This window comes from Flavobacterium sp. PLA-DH12, from assembly GCF_059511845.1.
In genome coordinates, this window is the sequence record NZ_JCAMPD010000001.1 from 692,738 (window position 1) to 710,089 (window position 17,352).

A 17,352-nucleotide genomic window follows, 5' to 3' on the forward strand; every position below is an offset into this window, starting at 1 on the left:
TTATCACAGATTGTTTTGCAAATTATTGCTGTTAAAACAAAATTTACAATTCTAGATATCAAAAGTTTAAAACATAAATATTTAATAAATTAATTTGAAATTATTTTAATTCTTTTACATTTGTGCAATCGATTACATTAACTATTGAAACCACAAAAACCACGCTTAAAATGAAAACAAAACTTATTTTATTAGCATTGCTTCTGCCTTGCTCCTTTTTGTTTGCTCAAAATTATTACATGAGCGCTCCTGAAGGATTTGGTGCATCTGCAACTGGCGGAGGAACCGCAACTCCAGTCACTGTAACAAACCTGACTGATTTAACAGCAAAATTAAAATTAACTACTCCGCAAGTAATTTTGGTCTCAGGAACCATAAATTGCACTTACACCAGTCTTCAAGTAAATGACAAAACTATTATCGGACTTCCTGGTGCTCGTTTGGTTAATCTGGATCAAACTGCAGCCGGTTCAGGAATTTTAAATCTTAAACCAGGTTCAAATAATATTATCATAAGGAATTTAATTTTTGAAGGCCCAGGCGCTTACGATGTTGACGGACGTGATAATCTTACTTCAGAAGCGACTAATATCTGGGTCGACCATTGTGAATTTCAGGACGGAATGGACGGAAATTTCGACAACAAAGGCGCTGCTGATAACGTAACGGTTTCATGGTGTAAATTTATTTATCTGAAAGCACCAAAAGCTGGAGGATCTGGCGGTGCTGATGATCACCGTTTTTCTGACTTAGTAGGTTCTTCTAAAACCGATGCTCCTTCTGACGGACATTATAGCATTACTTTTAAAAACTGTTACTGGGCAGAAGGCTGTAAAGAAAGAATGCCAAGAGCCAGAAATGCTGAACTTCATATTTTAAATTGCTATTATAACACTTCTGTATCGGGTTCACTTGCAATTGGTTTAGGCGGTGGAAGCAATAATACAACTTGTTACGTAGAAGGGACTGATTTTGCTAAAATCGGAACTGCTTTTAAAAATTACGTGAGTACTGACGGTGGTACAATCGGAATTGCTTTTACAGATTGTTTGAATGCTCCAACCAATTCAGGAACAGCAGTAACAAAACCTTCATACACGTATAGCGTTTTGCCTATCGCTAATGTTGCGGGATATATTTCTAACGTTTCATGCGGTGCTGGTGCAACGCTTCAGGTTACCGCTCAAGGTGCCGTATCTACAAGCTGCAATAATTTAGGACTAAACGACAATGCAAATAATCTGGATTTGAAGTATTATCCATCAATTATAAATCGTTTGTTAAATATCGATTTTTCAAGTTCTGATAATGGTTTAGCTGAAGTGAATCTGTTTTCATCTAATGGATCAAAAATATATTCACATTCCCAAAATGTTTCTCCAGATGAAAAATTAGAATTAAACGTCGGAAATCTTGCAAAAGGCATTTATGTATGCAAAGTTCAAATAGACAACAGAAGCAAAACTTTTAAACTCGTAAAAAATTAAACCTTAAAAAAAGCAAAAGGTCATTGAAATAATCAATGACCTTTTGCTTTTTACTGCTTACTTTTTACAATTTCACGAAAACATTAAAAAGCAGCTTTCATTTTATCTTTAATCGCATCAAGACATAAATTATTAATACTGCCTTCATGCGTATGTTTTGTTTCTTTTGGAGATTTGTATGTTCCTGCTTCTAGTTGTTCAGCAACTGCTTTGTAAGCATCTCTAAACGGCATTCCTTCTACTACCATTTCGTTTAAAGTATCTACCGTAAACAAATAATCATATTTTTTATCTTCTAAAATATGATCTTTAACCGTAATATCTTTTATTGAAAATATAGCAATATCCAAACAAGCTTTCAAATTTTGAATCGCTGGAAATAAACCTTCTTTTAAAAGCTGTAAATCTCTATGATAACCACTTGGAAGATTATTCGTAATTAAAGTAATCTCGTAAGGAAGTGCTTGAATCTTATTGCATTTTCCTCTGATTAACTCGAAAACGTCTGGGTTTTTCTTATGAGGCATAATGCTTGAACCTGTTGTAAGATGTGCTGGAAGACCAATGAAATCGAAATTCTGACTCATATACAAACAAACATCCATCGCAAATTTTGATAATGTTCCTGCAACACTTGTCATCGCAAAAGCAACCGTTTTTTCTGCTTTTCCGCGGCTCATTTGTGCTGCAACGGCATTGTATTTTAAGGTTTCGAAGCCTAATTCTTTCGTTGTAAAGGTTCTGTTGATTGGGAAAGAACTTCCGTAACCTGCAGCAGAACCTAACGGATTTTGGTCTACAATTTTAGACGCAGCGTTCAACATTGTAATATCATCAATTAAACTTTCGGCGTAAGCAGAAAACCACATTCCGAAAGACGATGGCATTGCGATTTGTAAATGTGTATAACCTGGCAATAGTACATTTTGATGTTTTTCTGCCGATTCCATCAACAAATCAAACAAAGTTTTTACCTGCTCTTTGATTGCTTTTAATTCATCTTTTAAGTACAGATGAACATCGACTAAAACTTGATCGTTACGAGAACGTGCGGTGTGGATTTTCTTTCCTGCATCGCCTAGTTTTACTGTTAAAAGATATTCGATTTTAGAATGCACGTCTTCAAAACTGTCTTCGATTTCGAAATTTCCAACTACAATATCAGCGATAATTTCGTTTAATGCATCAACTAAAGATGTTGTTTCGTCAGCAGTTAATAAACCAATCTGTCCCAACATTTTGGCGTGCGCGATTGAACCTAAAGCATCGTATTTTGCTAAAACTAAATCCAGTTCACGATCGTTCCCTACTGTGAATTGTTCGATTTGTTTATCTGTTGGTATTCCTTTTTCCCAAAGTTTCATAGGTTATGTTTTTTTTCGCCACGAATTCACGAATTATTTTTTTCAAATCTTTACGATTATTTTTTTTCGAATTAATTCGAATTAATATCTTGTTCAAATAATAAAAAACAATTCGTGAATTCGTGGCGGTTTTTCTTTTCTTATAATTTAAAGAAATCGGTTAGTATTTTAATGTACAAATCGACTCCTTCTTCAATTTCATTTACAAAAATAAATTCGTCTGCTGAGTGCGAACGCAATGTTTCTCCTGGTCCTAATTTTAATGACTGACAGCTTAAAACTGATTGATCTGAAAGCGTTGGCGAACCATACGTTGTTCTTCCTAAAGCAATTCCTGCCTGAACTAAACCGTGCGAAACTGGAATAGAAGATGCGTTTAAATGCATTGATCTTGGCGTTACTTCGGCGTTTACATTTGCTTTTACAACTTCCAAAATTTCAGCATTTGTATAACGATCTGTTACACGAATATCTACTACCAAATCACATTCTGATGGCACGACATTGTGCTGTTTTCCTGCATTAATCTGTGTTACGGTCATTTTTACGGGACCTAAAACGTCAGATATTTTGTCGAATTTATAGTTTTTAAACCATTCCATTACTGGAATTGATTTGTATAATGCATTATCATCATTTTGATGTGCGGCGTGGCTTGCGGTTCCTTTTACTTTTACATCTAAAACTAAAAGACCTTTTTCTGCAACTGCTAATTGCATTAAAGTTGGCTCACCTACAATTGCGCAATCTAGTTCTGGTAAATGTTTTAAAACGCTGTTTAACCCATTTTTACCGCTACTTTCTTCTTCCGCAGAAGCTACAATTACAATATTGTGAGAAAGATTTTGATTTTCGTAGAAATGTACAAATGTCGCTAATAATGAAACTAAGCATCCACCAGCATCATTACTTCCTAATCCGAATAATTTACCATCTTTTTCAATCGCTTTAAACGGATCATTAGTATACGCCTGATTAGGACGTACGGTATCGTGATGTGAGTTTAGTAAAAGTGTTGGTTTGTTCTCGTCGAAATATTTGTTGAAAGCCCACACATTATTGTTTTCTCTCTTGAAAGGAATTTCATTCTGATTGAACCAATTTTCAATTAAAAGAGCCGTCTGATCTTCTTCACTTGAAAATGAAGGGGTTTCGATTAAGCTTTTTAATAAACTAATTGCTTCCTGAGTAAGCGTATCTATACTTTTCATAAGTTTGGTTTCTTTGCCGCTAAGGCTCGAAGTCACAAAGTTTTTAATAAAATCGTGACAATTTTAATTTGCGCAAATTTCTTAAATTAATATTTAAAAGTACTGCGCAGTTCTCTTTTTTTGCCACTAATTGCACGAATTTTCACAAATTATCTTTTTGTAACAGATTTAAAATCAAAATAAACTTTTTACTGTCTGTTTAAAATTATTTTCTCTTTTTTAAGCCAAAAAAAATTAGCGTTAATTTGTGTAATTCGTGGCTATATCTTTACAACGTAATCGTTGTATGCGGAATATCTGAATTTTCAAGCATTCTGTGATGTCCAATTTTAATTTTCTGCACACCTCTTGATAAACTATTGAAACAGTTATCCAGTTTTGGAATCATACCAGAATGGATTACTTTTTCTTCTTTCAGCTTATTGTATAAGGCTTCGTTGATTTCTGTTATTACAGATGAATCGTCTTCTGAATCTTGCAAAACACCTTGTTTTTCAAAACAATACGTTAGCGTCACATCAAAAAGTTCTGACAATGCAATTGATAATTCACTTGCAATAGTGTCGGCATTGGTGTTTAACAATTGTCCATTTTTATCGTGTGTAATCGCACAAAAAACAGGGACAACTCCAGCTTCTAACAACGTTGCTAGTAATTTGGTGTTGACTTGTTTTACATCGCCTACAAAACCGTAATCAATTGTTGGGTGATTTCTTTTTGTGGATTGAACTAAATTTCCATCTGCTCCAGAAAAACCGATCGTGTTATTGTCTTTTGCCTGCAATTGTGCCACAATATGTTTGTTGATTTGCCCAGCGTAAATCATGACCACAACATCAAGCATTGGAGCATCTGTAATTCGGCGTCCATCAATCATTTGCGGAACTAATCCAATACTCTGCGCCATCTTTGTAGCCGATTTTCCACCACCATGAACTAAAACTTTATAGCCTTCAATTTTAGAAAAATCGGTTAAAAATTGTTCTAATTCTGCTGGATTATCGATGATGTTTCCACCTATTTTTATTACGGTAACTTTCATGAGGTTCTAAGTTGCTAAGGTTCTAAGGTACTAAGGTTTTTGCTCATAGTTCCTTAGTATCTTAGAAACTTAGAACCTTAGCACCTCAAAAAATTATATTTTTTTAAGAATCTTTTGTAAAACTAATTGTGCTGAATACGTTCTGTTATTCGCTTGTTCAATTACGATTGAATTTTCTCCGTCAAGAACTTCGTCGCTTACAATAACGTTACGACGAACTGGAAGACAGTGCATGAATTTTCCGTTGTTGGTTAAAGCCATTTTTTCGGCCGTCACTGTCCAGTTTGGATCGCTGTTGGTTACTTTCCCGTAATCGTTAAAATTGCTCCAGTTTTTAACGTAAACGAAATCGGCATTTTCAAACGCTTTGTCTTGATCGTATTCGATTTTGCAGTCTTTTGTTATTTCCGGGCTCAATTCATAACCTTCCGGATGTGTGATTACAAAATCCATTTCTTTTTGCAACTGCATCATTTCTACGAAAGAATTGGCTACAGCCTGAGGCAAAGCTTTTGGGTGCGGTGCCCAAGAAAGAACCACTTTTGGTTTGTTTTTGTGTCTAGGTTTGAATTCTTCCATCGTAATAGCATCAGCTAATGATTGCAACGGATGACGAATAGCACTTTCCATATTTACAATCGGCACTGTAGCGTATTTCAAAAATCCTGAAATTACAGTTTCCTGATAATCTTTTTCTTTGTCTACCAAACCTGCAAAAGCACGAATCGCGATAATATCACAGTATTGAGAAACTACTTCTGCGGCTTCTTTTATGTGTTCTGAAGCCCCAGAATTCATAACCGCTCCGTCTTCAAATTCTAATGTCCATCCTTCATTGGTAAAATTCATTACCATAACGTTCATTCCCAAGTTCATTGCCGCTTTTTGAGTACTCAAACGCGTTCTTAAACTCGGATTGAAAAATAACATTCCAAGGGTTTTATTCTTTCCTAAACTTTGATTTTTCAGCGGATTTTTTTTGATTTTAATCGCTTGTTTTACCCATTTTGATAATGAGTTGATGTCTTTTATTGATATGTAGTTCATTTGTTTTCTTTATTAATTTAGATAATGTGATAATTAGAAAATTTGATAATTGTGCATTATCTAATTAACTAATTTTCTAATTGACTCATTAGATTATTTTAGTAAACGGAATTTCGTTGTTCAATGCTTTTAAAATAAAATTATCATTCAGTCCATTGACAATCCAGGTTTCGATATTGGCTGCTTTTGAAATTGCGGCTGCTTCTATTTTGGATTGCATTCCTCCTGTTCCGTGCGATGATTTTGAATCGCCGATTTCTTTCTCAAGCGATTTTAAATCATTAACCAACTTAATTGTTTCTGGAACTTCAGCATGAATAGAATCTTTAGTGTAAATTCCGTTTGTGTTGGTCGCAATAATTAGAATATCAACATTTAGCAGCACTGCCGTTAAAGCCGCTAATTTATCATTATCTCCAAACCGAATCTCATCTGTGGCAACAGTATCATTTTCGTTAATAATCGGAATGTAATTGTTTTTAACCAGTACATTAATCGTATTTACAATGTTCTTTTTGGTCTGCTCTTTTTCGAAATCAGAATAAGAAAGCAAACACTGTGAAGTATTTAAGCCTAAATCCTTAAAATTTTCATTGTAAATCCGCATTAAATGAGGCTGTCCGATAGAAGCTAAAGCCTGTTTTACAAAAACATCTTTATCTTGATTATCCAGCTTTACAAATTGTTTCGCTGCTGCAATTGCTCCTGAACTTACTATGATAAACTCATATTCGTCATTTAAAGCAGCAATCTGTATTCCAAGATCTTCAATCTTTCCCCGCGAAATATGATTGGTTTCTTTGGTTAAAGTATTGCTTCCTATTTTTAATAAAATCCGTTTCTTACCCATTTTTTTTAAAGCTGCTAAGGTTCTAAGATGCTGAGATTCTAAGTTTTTTTAATCTAAAATCTGAACTCTAAAATCTAAAATTATCTAATCTGTCCTTCTCCGTAAACGTACCATTTATTGGTTACGAGATGTTGAAGACCAATTGGACCGCGTTGATGCAATTTATCAGTACTTATTGCTAATTCTCCACCAAGACCAAATTGTCCACCATCTGTGAAACGAGTTGATGCATTTTGGTAAACTGCAGCGGCATCGATCGATTCCATAAATTGCTGTGCTACTTCATTATCTCTGGTAATAATTGCTGCAGAATGTCCTCCGCAGTACTTATTAATCATATCAATGGCATGTTCCTGAGAATCGATGGTTCCTATTACAATTTTATAATCTAGAAACTCTTCATACCAAATATCTTCGTTTTCGATCGTCTTGGTATTTTCGAAATACTCTAACGATTTATCTACAATAACTTCCACTTTTGCCTCAATTAAAGCTTCAATTAACATTGCTGTGAAACCTTCAAAATTTGGCAGTTTAGAATCTATTAAAACTTTATCTAAAGCGTTGCAAGCCGAAATTTTAGCTGTTTTAGCATTTAAAATTACTTTTAAAGCCAAATCTGTATCAGCATCTTTATGAACGTAAACAAAATTATTTCCGCGTCCGCTTACGATTACTGGGCAGGTTGCGTGCGCTTTTACAAATTCAATTAGCTTTTCTCCGCCTCTTGGAACAATTAAATCAACTTTTTGAGTTGGTTTTTCCAAGAATGTCTGAGTTTCTGTTCTGTTGTAATTCAGATATTCCACCCAGTCTTTTGAAACTCCGTTTTCTTCTAAAGCTTTATGCCAAAGACTTACGATTTTCAAATTTGATTTTAAAGACTCTTTTCCTCCTTTTAATAAAATCTTATTTCCGGATTTAAAAGCGATTCCGCCTGCTTCGATTGTAACGTCTGGACGAGATTCGTAAATAATTAAAATCGTTCCAAAAGCAGCAGTTTTATTGACCACTTTTATTCCATTATCATGAGTAAAATGAAAACGCTCAACACCAATGGGATCTTCCTGAGAAGCTAGTTGGTTTAATGATAAAATCATCTCGTCTACTTTTTTATCATCTACTTTTAAGCGTTCTTCCATCGCTAAATCTGAGCCGTCGTAATCGGCAAGATCTTCCTGATTGGTTAGGATTATCTCATTCCGTTCCTGCTCGACCAGCTTTGCCATAGATCGCAAAACCGCATTGCGTGTTTCAATTGATAATGGTTTCATAATTTCAAGTGGGTGGGTTGGTTGTTTTTTGGTTGTTTCTTTTTATCGAAACTTATTGATACCTAACAGGTTTTATAAACCTGTTAGGATAATTGTGTGTTTAGTTTTTTAATTCTTCTAAACTTTCTTTTAAAGCTTTTACAAACGTATCGATATCTGCTTTTTTCACAGTTAATGGCGGTAAAATTCTTAATAGATTTTTATTGTTGGCACTTCCTGTAAAAATGTGTTTTTCGATGATTAATTTCTTTCTTAAAGCTGCAACATCAAAATCAAACTCTACTCCAAGCATTAAGCCTTTTCCTTTTACTTGCTTGATTCCGTCAACTTCTTTGATTTTTTCTAAGAAATATTCATAAACTTCATTTACATTCTTTTGTAAATCCAGTTTTTCAATTACATCTAAAACTGCAATTCCTGCTGCACAAGACAAGTGGCTTCCGCCGAAAGTAGTTCCTAATAATCCGAAACTTGCTTCGAATTTTGGAGAAATTAAGATCGCTCCAACAGGAAAACCGTTCCCCATGCCTTTTGCAACTGAAATAATATCAGCGTTGATTCCGTGGTGTTGGAACGCGAAGAATTTACCGCTTCTTCCGTAGCCTGACTGTACTTCGTCTAAAATCAAAACAACATCATGTTTTTTACATGCTTTTTCTAAAGCTTGAAAAAACTCAGTTGTTCCTTGATCTAAACCTCCAACGCCCTGAATTCCTTCAATAATTACTGCTGTAACATCACCTTTAGCTAATTCAGCTTCTACTAATTCTATTTGGTTTAGAGGTAAAAAAGTTACTTCTTGCTGTGCATTTAATGGTGCTACGATTTTTTTGTTATCTGTAACAGCAACAGCTGCAGAAGTTCTTCCGTGGAAAGAATTATGAAAAGCCACAACTCTTGATCTTCCGTTGTGGAAAGAAGCTAGTTTTAAAGCATTTTCATTGGCTTCAGCACCAGAACTGCATAAAAACAATTCGTAATCTTCAAGACCAGAAAGTTTTCCTAATTTCTGTGCCAATTCTACCTGTAAAGGATTCTGAATGGCATTCGAATAAAAACCTAAGTTATCTATCTGATTCTTTAATTTTGCTACATAATCCGGCTGTGTGTGTCCGATAGAAATCACACCATGTCCGCTATATAAATCTAAATATTCTACTCCTTTGTCGTCAATAATTGTACAATCTACTGCTTTTACTGGAGTTATGTCGTATAATGGGTAAACGTTGAATAAGTTCATTTTTTGTTTTGTTTATTTTGTTTCAGGTTTTAACTTTTGTAGATGACACTATTTTAACCTGTTTTTTAATTCATTAATCTTTTCTTTTGCCGATTTTAAATATTCGAAATAAACTGTTCCGTAAATATTAAGTTCATTCGCTCTATTTTCTTCATTTAAAAGAGGAATCGCAAGCATTCTATGTTTCTCTGCAAATTCTAGATCTATAGAGATTGAATAAATAGATTCTCTTAAATAATCTTTCAAATTTAAAAGCAAATCTATCTGTGTAATCATCTTAAAATTAAGTATTTCAGTATTAGAAATGGTATTAAACTCCCTAATTTCTCCATTTGGCAATATTATTTTTTTTTTTTCTATTAAAAATGGAGTAATTAATTTATCAATTTTAAAGATTTCTATTTTTAACAAGTTTAAAGCTTTTTTACGTTGATGATATTCTTGATATTTTAAAGTTCCTATCGACGATCCAAATCCAAGAAAAACACCAAGTATCAATAAAATTATTTCATTTGTCATTTTTTTATTTTTATTAAACTTTAAGCACTATTGTAACTAAAAAAAACTTGAAACTTTAAACCTGAAACATTTTTTTTCTAAAATCCGCTTGGTTTCAAATGTAAACCTGTGGTTTCTTCTAAACCGAACATTAAATTCATGTTTTGAATTGCTTGTCCTGAAGCACCTTTGGTTAAGTTATCGATAATTGATGTTATGAGAACCCGGTTTCCTTTTTTCAATAAACTAATAATACATTTATTCGTTTGCACCACTTGTTTCATGTTGATGTTTGTTGTGGTAATGGTTACGAAAGGCTCATTTTTATAGAAATCTTCATATTTAGCAACCAATTGTTCCAAACTATCATCGCATAATGTATATAAGGTTGCAAAAATTCCTCTTGGAAAATCGCCTCTATTCGGAATAAAAAGCAATTCGCTGTCAAAATCATCCTGCAACTGAACTAGACTTTCTCCAATTTCACCTAAATGCTGGTGTTCAAAAGCTTTATAATGTGACATATTATTATTTCTCCAACTAAAATGAGAAGTTTCTGAAAGACTTACTCCTGCGCCTGTACTTCCCGTTGTAGCATTAATATGAACATCATTGTTTAACAAATTGTGTTCCGCTAAAGGCAATAAAGCCAACTGAATAGCCGTTGCAAAACAGCCCGGATTTGCAATATAATTTGTCTTTTTGATTTCAGCTTTATTGATTTCAGGTAATCCGTAAACGAAATCTTTCCCTTCAAAATGAGCGTCTTTATTCAATCTGAAATCATTTCCTAAATCAATGATTTTAGTATGACTCGCAAACTGATTTTCTTTCAAAAATGAAATCGATTTTCCATGTCCTAAACATAAGAAAACCACATTTACATTAGGATTTATTACATCAGTAAAATTCATTTCGATATCGCCCATCAAATCGTGGTGTGCCACAGAAAGTGGTTTTCCGGCATTTGTTGTACTGTAAACAAAATCGATGTTTACTTTTGGATGATACATTAAAATTCTGATGAGTTCTCCGGCCGTGTAGCCCGAACCACCAATAATTCCGACATTAATCATGATCTAATTTGTTTACAGATGAGAATATGTTTTGTGCATTTCCTAAAATCTTGATAAATCCTTTTGCATCGTCAGATGTCCAAGCATTGTTCATTTCGCCATATTGACCGAAACCTGTATTCATTAAATCATTTTCAGATTCAATTCCGTCAAGTGAGAAATGGTATGGTTTTAATGAAACTGTAACGGTTCCGTTTACTGTTTTTTGAGTGTCTTGCAAGAAAGTTTCAATGTTTCTCATAACTGGATCCAAAAACTGACCTTCGTGGAATAACATTCCGTACCAGTTTCCTAATTGTTCTTTCCAGTATTGTTGCCATTTCCCTAGCGTATGTTTCTCTAATAAATGGTGCGCTTTAATGATAATTAACGGAGCTGCAGCTTCAAAACCAACTCTTCCTTTAATTCCGATAATAGTATCTCCAACGTGAATATCTCTTCCAATTGCGTAAGCACTTGCGAGCTTTTCAAGAGCCACAATATTATTTGAAGGTTTATCTGTTTTTCCATTTAAACCAACTAATTCTCCTTGCTCAAAATGAAGCGTTACTTTTTCTTCACCTTCTTTTTGTAATTGTGATGGATAAGCTTCACTTGGCAATGGTTGACTTGAAGTTAAAGTTTCTTTTCCTCCAACACTTGTTCCCCAAAGTCCTTTATTAATAGAATATTGTGCTTTTTCCCAAGAATAGTGAACTCCGTTCTGAGCCAAATAATCAACCTCTTCTTGTCTTGAAAGTTTTAAATCTCTAATTGGAGTAATAATTTCGATTTCCGGAGCAATAGTTTGGAAAATCAAGTCGAAACGAATTTGGTCATTTCCAGCGCCTGTACTTCCGTGAGCGATTGCAGTTGCTCCTACTTTTTTTGCATATTTTATAGCTTCAATTGCTTGAAAAACACGTTCAGCACTTACTGATAATGGATATGTGTTATTTTTTAATACGTTTCCGAAAATCAAGTATTTGATAGCTTTATCGTAATATTTATCTAAAATTGTTAAGTTGGCGTGTTGCGCACTTCCTAACTCATAAGCTCTTTTTTCAATAGCTGTTAATTCTTCAGCAGAAAATCCTCCTGTGTCAACAAGAACAGTGTGAACTTCGTATCCTTTTTCATTTTTTAAATATTTCAAACAATACGAGGTATCTAATCCTCCGCTATAAGCTAATACTACTTTTTTCATTTTTTATAATTTTGGCTAATACTTTCGTATTTAGCAGTTTGAGATTTTTTCTAATTAATTTGACTTAAACAAACAATGACAATATTTTATTTAAAAATAAAGCTTGTTTTATTTTTCTAAGTCTGTTTAAGACAGCCTCATTAAAAGGATGTCTTGGCGGTGTTTTTTGTTTTTCTTTTGGGTCGTATAACATTCCTGTGCAAAGGCACATTTTGTTTTCTTTGCTTTGCAGAATATGATAGTTTGTACATGTTTTACAGCCTGCCCAAAAACTCGGATCGGTTGTCAATTCTGAAAACGGAACTGGCTTATAACCTAATTCAGAGTTAATTTTCATTACAGCCAAACCAGTTGTAATTCCAAATATTTTAGCATCTGGGAATCTCTTCAAAGAATATTCAAAAACTTTTGATTTTATTTTTTTGGCTAAACCATGACTTCTATAATCTGGATGTACAATTAATCCAGAATGCGCAACAAATTTTCCGTGCTGCCAGCTTTCTATGTAACAAAAACCTGCAAACTTTCCATCAGCCAAAGCAATCATTGCATCACCGTTTGCCATTTTTTTCTGAATGTACTCAGGAGTTCTTTTAGCAATCCCCGTGCCTCTTAGCAAGGCAGATGATTCTATCGTATCGCAGATTTCTTGTGCGTATTTGAAGTGTTCTTCCTGGGTAACAACAATAGAGATCTTCATTTCAATTATTGAAGTTAGAGTTAAAAATTAAAGCATATTGATTCGTTTGAAATCCAGAATTGAATCCAATAAAATTAAGCAAAATAGAAGTAACATTCTCAAAATCAAAAACTTGATCAAGAAAATTTACAAAATAATAAATACTTTTAGGATATGTTTGTCCAATGGACAAATTATGTGATTTCAAAATGAAAAATGGATATGAATAAATATACGGCTATAAAACTCAGTGAACACTATAGAGATAGTGTCCGTACTTCGGGAGAAGTAATCGGTGAGTTTGTCCGTGACAAAGAAGTTATATGCAAACTTATTTTATTCATCGGTGCAAAAGTACATTATTTTTTTATTTTCAAAACAAAAAATAAAAATTCTAACATTTTTTTTACGTTTTGTGAATATACTAAAAATACAAAACCCGATAATTAATTCTAATTATCGGGTTTTTAAGACATTAAACTTTTTAAATATTACTTTTTTGTAAATGGAATCACTTGCCCATTTCCTATAAGTATCAAATCGAAACCAGTTTTTGCCTCATTAAATTTAAGTTTTAAGCCAGCTCTAGCAGATTCGAATGTATCTTTTTCGTTTGCAACAGGCTCTAATGCAAACTTAGGATAGTTTGGAAGTTCTGCATTTAAAACACTATTTTTCTCTGTCAATTCAATTGTTAAAGGCGATTTTGCAGTAATGTAGTTTCCTATGTACGGATCTAAAATAATATCTTTTTCTACTTTACCTTTTCCTGCCGTCCAAACATTATTAGACGTATTGTTGTCTGGAAAAGCATTATCTGGATCTAAAGTGATGCTTTCGATTTCTTCAGTAGAATTGTGTTTGAAAGACCAAGAATTATTTCTTTGCCAAATTTCTACTGGCAAATTAACTCTTGTCACTTTTCCGCTTTTTGTTTTTACATCTAAAACAATTGGCATTGGCATTTTATCAAAGTTTTCAACTGTAATTACGGCACCTCTAGCTGGATCATTTTTTACATATTTCACAGAATTAACACCTTGGTCGAAACGCCAGTTGTTTACATACCAGCTTCTCCAGAACCAGCTTAAGTCTTCTCCTGCTACATTCTCCATAGATCTAAAGAAATCGTCAGGCTGCGGATGTTTGTATGCCCAACGTTGAATATAAGTTCTAAAAGCAGTATCAAAACGTTCTTTACCTAAAATTTGTTCTCTTAAAATTACTAAACCTGCACTTGGTTTAAAGTAGCACAACATACCAATATTAGCTTCCTTCATGTTGTCAGGAGAACTCATAATCGTTTCTAAGTCAGGTCTAGTAAAAGGTTCTGCCATATCATGCAAATTTGTTGGCGCTTCTTTATATTCACCATTGTTAAATGCAGCAGTACTTAATGAGTTAATGAAAGTATTAAATCCTTCATCCATCCAAGCAAACAATCTTTCGTTTGATCCCACGATCATTGGGAACCAGATATGACCAAATTCGTGATCTGTAACCCCCCAAAGATCTTGTCCTTTAGATTTCCATCCGCAGAAAACGATCCCAGGATATTCCATTCCTCCTTCATTCCCCGCAACGTTTGTAGCTACTGGATAAGGATATTCAAACCATTGCTTAGAATAATGCTCGATTGATGCTTTTACATATTCTGTTGAACGCCCGTAAGCACCTTGCCCAGCACTTTCAACAGGATAAGCAGATAATGCTAATGCTTTTTTACCACTAGGAAGATTAATTTTTGCTCCATCTAATATGAAAGCTGGAGATGATGCCCAAGAGAAATCACGTGCATTTTTAATTTTATAATGCCATGTTTTATCTGTTCCAGCATTTGAAGCTGCGTTTACTTCTTGTTCAGAACGAATCGTTACGGTTTTATCACTGTTTGCTGCATCTTTATATTTTTTGAAATGATCTGCAGAAAGCACTTCTTGACCATTTAATAATTCACCAGAAGCTACTACAAAGTGATTTCCTGGAACAGTTAATTTAACATCAAAATCACCGTATTCTAAGTAAAACTCAGATGCACCTAAATAAGGAGCTGTATTCCATCCTCTCACATCATCGTACACACACATACGTGGATACCATTGCGCAATTGTAAAGATTTTTCCGTTTTTGGTTTCTAAAACCCCCATTCTATCCGATCCTTCAAAAGGTGCGATGAAAGAGAACTCAATTTTAATTTTTACAGAAGCTCCTTTTGCAGCCAATTCCTGAGGAAGGAAAATCTGCATTCTAGTATCTGTAACTATATATTTAGCATCAACTTCTGTTTTGTTTTTTCCTCCAGAAATTACCTTTACAGATTTAATTTTATTTCCGCCATCAAAAACTTGTCCTTGAGCACCGTTACGGCTTCCTGTTAAAGGCACAACAGCGTTCCCTCTAGAATCTTCTTTAAATAAGTTCTGATCTAAATTCAACCAAAGAAAAGACAATTTATTAGGACTATTATTAGTATAAGTAATTTCATCTGTCCCTACAATCTCATTTGTAGTTCCATTTAATTTTGCCGTAATCTGGTAATCGGCTCTATTCTGCCAATATTCTATTCCTGGCTCACCGCTCGCAGTACGGGTTGATGTAGCATTTTTGGTGTAGAAATGAGGTCCAAAGGCATCATGGTAATTGTAATTGTTTACTGGATTTGCTGCTGGTGCTGACGGAGTTTGCTGCGCCCAAACTGAAGAAATCCCAAAAAATAAAGCCGCGGTTAAAATGGCTTTTGCAGATTGCTTTTTCATATTTTTTAGCTGTTTATGTAGCAAATTAATGAAAAAAAAAGCTATTTACAGAGATATTTCAAAACATAAATTCAATTTTAGCAAAATTTTACCAATAAAATAATTTAAGCCTTTTTCTTAAAAAAATAAATTTTATAAAATATATTTACATCTATCAAAAGAATATTCATTTTAGACTTAACAATGTGACTACAACTATTTCAAATTCTATATTAAAAGCTTCTATTAAACATGCTGGAGCCGAATTATTTTCTATAAAAGACAATCAAAATAGCGAATATATCTGGGAAGGCAATCCAGATTTTTGGGGCAAGCATTCGCCAGTACTTTTTCCAATTGTAGGAACTTTAAAAAATAACACTTACACAATCAATGAAAAAGAATACCATCTTCCGCGTCATGGTTTTGCGCGTGACATGGATTTTGAATTGATTGAACAAACAGAGAATAAAGCTGTTTTCTCTCTTAAATCTTCTGCAGAAACATTACAGAAATATCCTTTTGAGTTTGAATTACAACTTATTTATACACTTAATGAAAACGCATTAGAACTTGAATACAAAGTAATAAATAACGGAAAAGAAAAAATGCCTTTTTCAATTGGAGCGCATCCTGCTATTGCGCTTGCTGATCATTTTGAAAACTACTCTATTGAATTTGAAAAAGAGGAAAATTTAAAATATTATCTACTTGAAAACGATTTGATTTCTCCTAAGACCAAAGTTTTAGAAACAAAAAACAACTCGGTTCCTTTAAATTATGAGCTTTTCAAAAATGACGCTTTAATTTTCAAAACATTAGAATCCAAATCATTGACTATTCGCAACAACTCAAAACCGTATGTAAAAGTCAGCTATAATGATTTTCCAAGTTTAGGAATCTGGACTAAAGAAAATGCACCATTTATCTGCATTGAGCCTTGGCTAGGTTACTCAGACACTGATGAAAACACAGGCGACTTATACAAAAAAGAAGGAATTTTGATTCTCGATGGAAACAAAAGTTTCAGTGTAAAATTTAGTATTACTATATTATAACAAAACAAAATGTTAGATTTTAACTTTACTCCATTTCCAATAATAGAAACAGAACGTTTAATTTTAGACAGACTAACAGATAAAGATGTTCAGGAGGTCTTTGAATTACGCTCTAATCCTGAAAACATGAAATATATTCCTAGACCTCTGGCAAAAGATCATGAGGATGCTTTGGAGCTCATTAGAATGATTGATGAAAAAATTGATACTAATGAAGGAATAAACTGGAGTGTCCGATTTAAAAATGATTCTAAATTAATCGGAATTATTGGGTATTATAGAATGCAACCCGAAAATTACCGTGCTGAAATTGGTTATATTCTTTCACCCGATCATCATGGAAAAGGAATTGTCACAGAAGCAGTAAATCACCTGATTAAATACGGCTTTGAAGTTTTAAAGCTTCATTCAATTGAAGCCGTAATTGATCCAGAAAATTATGCCTCTGAAAAGGTATTGCAAAAATGTGGTTTTGTTAAAGAAGCTCATCTAAAAGAAGTAGAATTTTGGAACGGAAAATTTTTAGACAAGGTAATTTACTCATTATTAGAAAAGTAGGTTTTTATACTTGTTAAAAAAATCTTATAGCCAATAGTTATCTACCA

The 17,352-nt window shown here is 33.6% G+C and carries 16 protein-coding genes; 4 read left to right on the top strand and 12 right to left on the bottom strand.

The genetic code is table 11. The features are described from left to right. Nucleotides 1-170 precede the first annotated feature (170 nt). Nucleotides 171-1,487, top strand: coding sequence for a pectate lyase family protein (locus AC5ZCW_RS02920; protein WP_496117812.1), 1,317 nt, complete (start codon nt 171-173; stop codon nt 1,485-1,487). Nucleotides 1,488-1,570: 83 nt separating this feature from the next. Here the strand turns inward: AC5ZCW_RS02920 and argH are convergent, their stop codons facing one another. The 11 genes from argH to AC5ZCW_RS02975 all read right to left on the bottom strand — a co-directional run bounded on the left by argH (nt 1,571) and on the right by AC5ZCW_RS02975 (nt 12,975). Continuing rightward, nucleotides 1,571-2,851 (bottom strand): argininosuccinate lyase, encoded by a 1,281-nt coding sequence (gene argH / locus AC5ZCW_RS02925; protein ID WP_343543323.1) that lies wholly within the window; start codon nt 2,849-2,851, stop codon nt 1,571-1,573. Between the two features lie 140 nt (nt 2,852-2,991). Then, nucleotides 2,992-4,062: a M20 family metallo-hydrolase gene (locus AC5ZCW_RS02930; protein ID WP_395412455.1), complete on the bottom strand. Its 1,071-nt coding sequence runs from the start codon at nt 4,060-4,062 to the stop codon at nt 2,992-2,994. Nucleotides 4,063-4,330: 268 nt separating this feature from the next. Further along, a complete protein-coding gene (gene argB / locus AC5ZCW_RS02935) occupies nt 4,331-5,104 on the bottom strand; it encodes an acetylglutamate kinase (RefSeq protein WP_496117814.1) in 774 nt (257 codons plus the stop codon). Between the two features lie 93 nt (nt 5,105-5,197). After that, on the bottom strand, nt 5,198-6,151 hold the full coding sequence (locus AC5ZCW_RS02940; RefSeq protein ID WP_496117816.1) for an N-acetylornithine carbamoyltransferase: 954 nt from the start codon (nt 6,149-6,151) through the stop codon (nt 5,198-5,200). Between the two features lie 88 nt (nt 6,152-6,239). Beyond that, complete coding sequence (gene proB, locus AC5ZCW_RS02945; protein WP_496117818.1) at nt 6,240-7,001, bottom strand: glutamate 5-kinase; 762 nt, start codon at nt 6,999-7,001, stop codon at nt 6,240-6,242. A gap of 80 nt (nt 7,002-7,081) precedes the next feature. Further along, nucleotides 7,082-8,275 carry a glutamate-5-semialdehyde dehydrogenase gene (locus AC5ZCW_RS02950; RefSeq protein ID WP_496117820.1) on the bottom strand — a complete coding sequence of 398 codons (1,194 nt, stop codon included), beginning with the start codon at nt 8,273-8,275 and terminating at the stop codon, nt 7,082-7,084. A gap of 100 nt (nt 8,276-8,375) precedes the next feature. After that, nucleotides 8,376-9,515, bottom strand: a complete 1,140-nt coding sequence (locus AC5ZCW_RS02955) for an aspartate aminotransferase family protein (protein WP_496117822.1) — start codon at nt 9,513-9,515, stop codon at nt 8,376-8,378. 48 nt (nt 9,516-9,563) lie between these two features. Continuing rightward, nucleotides 9,564-10,034 (bottom strand): hypothetical protein, encoded by a 471-nt coding sequence (locus AC5ZCW_RS02960; RefSeq protein ID WP_496117824.1) that lies wholly within the window; start codon nt 10,032-10,034, stop codon nt 9,564-9,566. Nucleotides 10,035-10,111: 77 nt separating this feature from the next. Beyond that, entirely contained in the window at nt 10,112-11,089 is a 978-nt protein-coding gene (gene argC, locus AC5ZCW_RS02965; RefSeq protein ID WP_496117826.1) for an N-acetyl-gamma-glutamyl-phosphate reductase, read from the bottom strand. Continuing rightward, nucleotides 11,082-12,275: an argininosuccinate synthase gene (locus tag AC5ZCW_RS02970; RefSeq protein WP_073409232.1), complete on the bottom strand. Its 1,194-nt coding sequence runs from the start codon at nt 12,273-12,275 to the stop codon at nt 11,082-11,084. The genes argC and AC5ZCW_RS02970 overlap by 8 nt, the downstream gene beginning before the upstream one ends. A 64-nt stretch (nt 12,276-12,339) precedes the next feature. Further along, nucleotides 12,340-12,975: a GNAT family N-acetyltransferase gene (locus AC5ZCW_RS02975; RefSeq protein ID WP_111423417.1), complete on the bottom strand. Its 636-nt coding sequence runs from the start codon at nt 12,973-12,975 to the stop codon at nt 12,340-12,342. A gap of 201 nt (nt 12,976-13,176) precedes the next feature. Here AC5ZCW_RS02975 and AC5ZCW_RS02980 point away from each other — a divergent pair, with 201 nt between their 5' ends. Then, on the top strand, nt 13,177-13,404 hold the full coding sequence (locus AC5ZCW_RS02980; protein WP_343543336.1) for a hypothetical protein: 228 nt from the start codon (nt 13,177-13,179) through the stop codon (nt 13,402-13,404). 41 nt (nt 13,405-13,445) lie between these two features. Here AC5ZCW_RS02980 and AC5ZCW_RS02985 read toward each other — a convergent pair whose 3' ends face one another. Next, entirely contained in the window at nt 13,446-15,710 is a 2,265-nt protein-coding gene (locus tag AC5ZCW_RS02985) for a M1 family metallopeptidase (RefSeq protein WP_496117829.1), read from the bottom strand. A gap of 185 nt (nt 15,711-15,895) precedes the next feature. Here AC5ZCW_RS02985 and AC5ZCW_RS02990 point away from each other — a divergent pair, with 185 nt between their 5' ends. Both AC5ZCW_RS02990 and AC5ZCW_RS02995 read left to right on the top strand, forming a co-directional pair. After that, nucleotides 15,896-16,747 carry an aldose 1-epimerase family protein gene (locus AC5ZCW_RS02990; protein WP_496117831.1) on the top strand — a complete coding sequence of 284 codons (852 nt, stop codon included), beginning with the start codon at nt 15,896-15,898 and terminating at the stop codon, nt 16,745-16,747. Between the two features lie 9 nt (nt 16,748-16,756). Next, nucleotides 16,757-17,305 (top strand): GNAT family N-acetyltransferase, encoded by a 549-nt coding sequence (locus AC5ZCW_RS02995; RefSeq protein ID WP_343543340.1) that lies wholly within the window; start codon nt 16,757-16,759, stop codon nt 17,303-17,305. The last annotated feature ends 47 nt before the right edge of the window (nt 17,306-17,352 follow it).

Bases quoted from the DNA above. Each gene is read 5' to 3' on its own strand.
- AC5ZCW_RS02980 (WP_343543336.1), top strand. From the start codon at position 13,177: ATGAATAAATATACGGCTATAAAACTCAGTGAACACTATAGAGATAGT.
- argH (WP_343543323.1), bottom strand. From the start codon at position 2,851: ATGAAACTTTGGGAAAAAGGAATACCAACAGATAAACAAATCGAACAA.
- argC (WP_496117826.1), bottom strand. From the start codon at position 11,089: ATGATTAATGTCGGAATTATTGGTGGTTCGGGCTACACGGCCGGAGAA.
- AC5ZCW_RS02960 (WP_496117824.1), bottom strand. From the start codon at position 10,034: ATGACAAATGAAATAATTTTATTGATACTTGGTGTTTTTCTTGGATTT.
- AC5ZCW_RS02940 (WP_496117816.1), bottom strand. From the start codon at position 6,151: ATGAACTACATATCAATAAAAGACATCAACTCATTATCAAAATGGGTA.
- AC5ZCW_RS02920 (WP_496117812.1), top strand. From the start codon at position 171: ATGAAAACAAAACTTATTTTATTAGCATTGCTTCTGCCTTGCTCCTTT.
- AC5ZCW_RS02985 (WP_496117829.1), bottom strand. From the start codon at position 15,710: ATGAAAAAGCAATCTGCAAAAGCCATTTTAACCGCGGCTTTATTTTTT.
- AC5ZCW_RS02955 (WP_496117822.1), bottom strand. From the start codon at position 9,515: ATGAACTTATTCAACGTTTACCCATTATACGACATAACTCCAGTAAAA.
- AC5ZCW_RS02995 (WP_343543340.1), top strand. From the start codon at position 16,757: ATGTTAGATTTTAACTTTACTCCATTTCCAATAATAGAAACAGAACGT.
- AC5ZCW_RS02975 (WP_111423417.1), bottom strand. From the start codon at position 12,975: ATGAAGATCTCTATTGTTGTTACCCAGGAAGAACACTTCAAATACGCA.
- AC5ZCW_RS02970 (WP_073409232.1), bottom strand. From the start codon at position 12,275: ATGAAAAAAGTAGTATTAGCTTATAGCGGAGGATTAGATACCTCGTAT.
- proB (WP_496117818.1), bottom strand. From the start codon at position 7,001: ATGGGTAAGAAACGGATTTTATTAAAAATAGGAAGCAATACTTTAACC.
- AC5ZCW_RS02950 (WP_496117820.1), bottom strand. From the start codon at position 8,275: ATGAAACCATTATCAATTGAAACACGCAATGCGGTTTTGCGATCTATG.
- AC5ZCW_RS02930 (WP_395412455.1), bottom strand. From the start codon at position 4,062: ATGAAAAGTATAGATACGCTTACTCAGGAAGCAATTAGTTTATTAAAA.
- argB (WP_496117814.1), bottom strand. From the start codon at position 5,104: ATGAAAGTTACCGTAATAAAAATAGGTGGAAACATCATCGATAATCCA.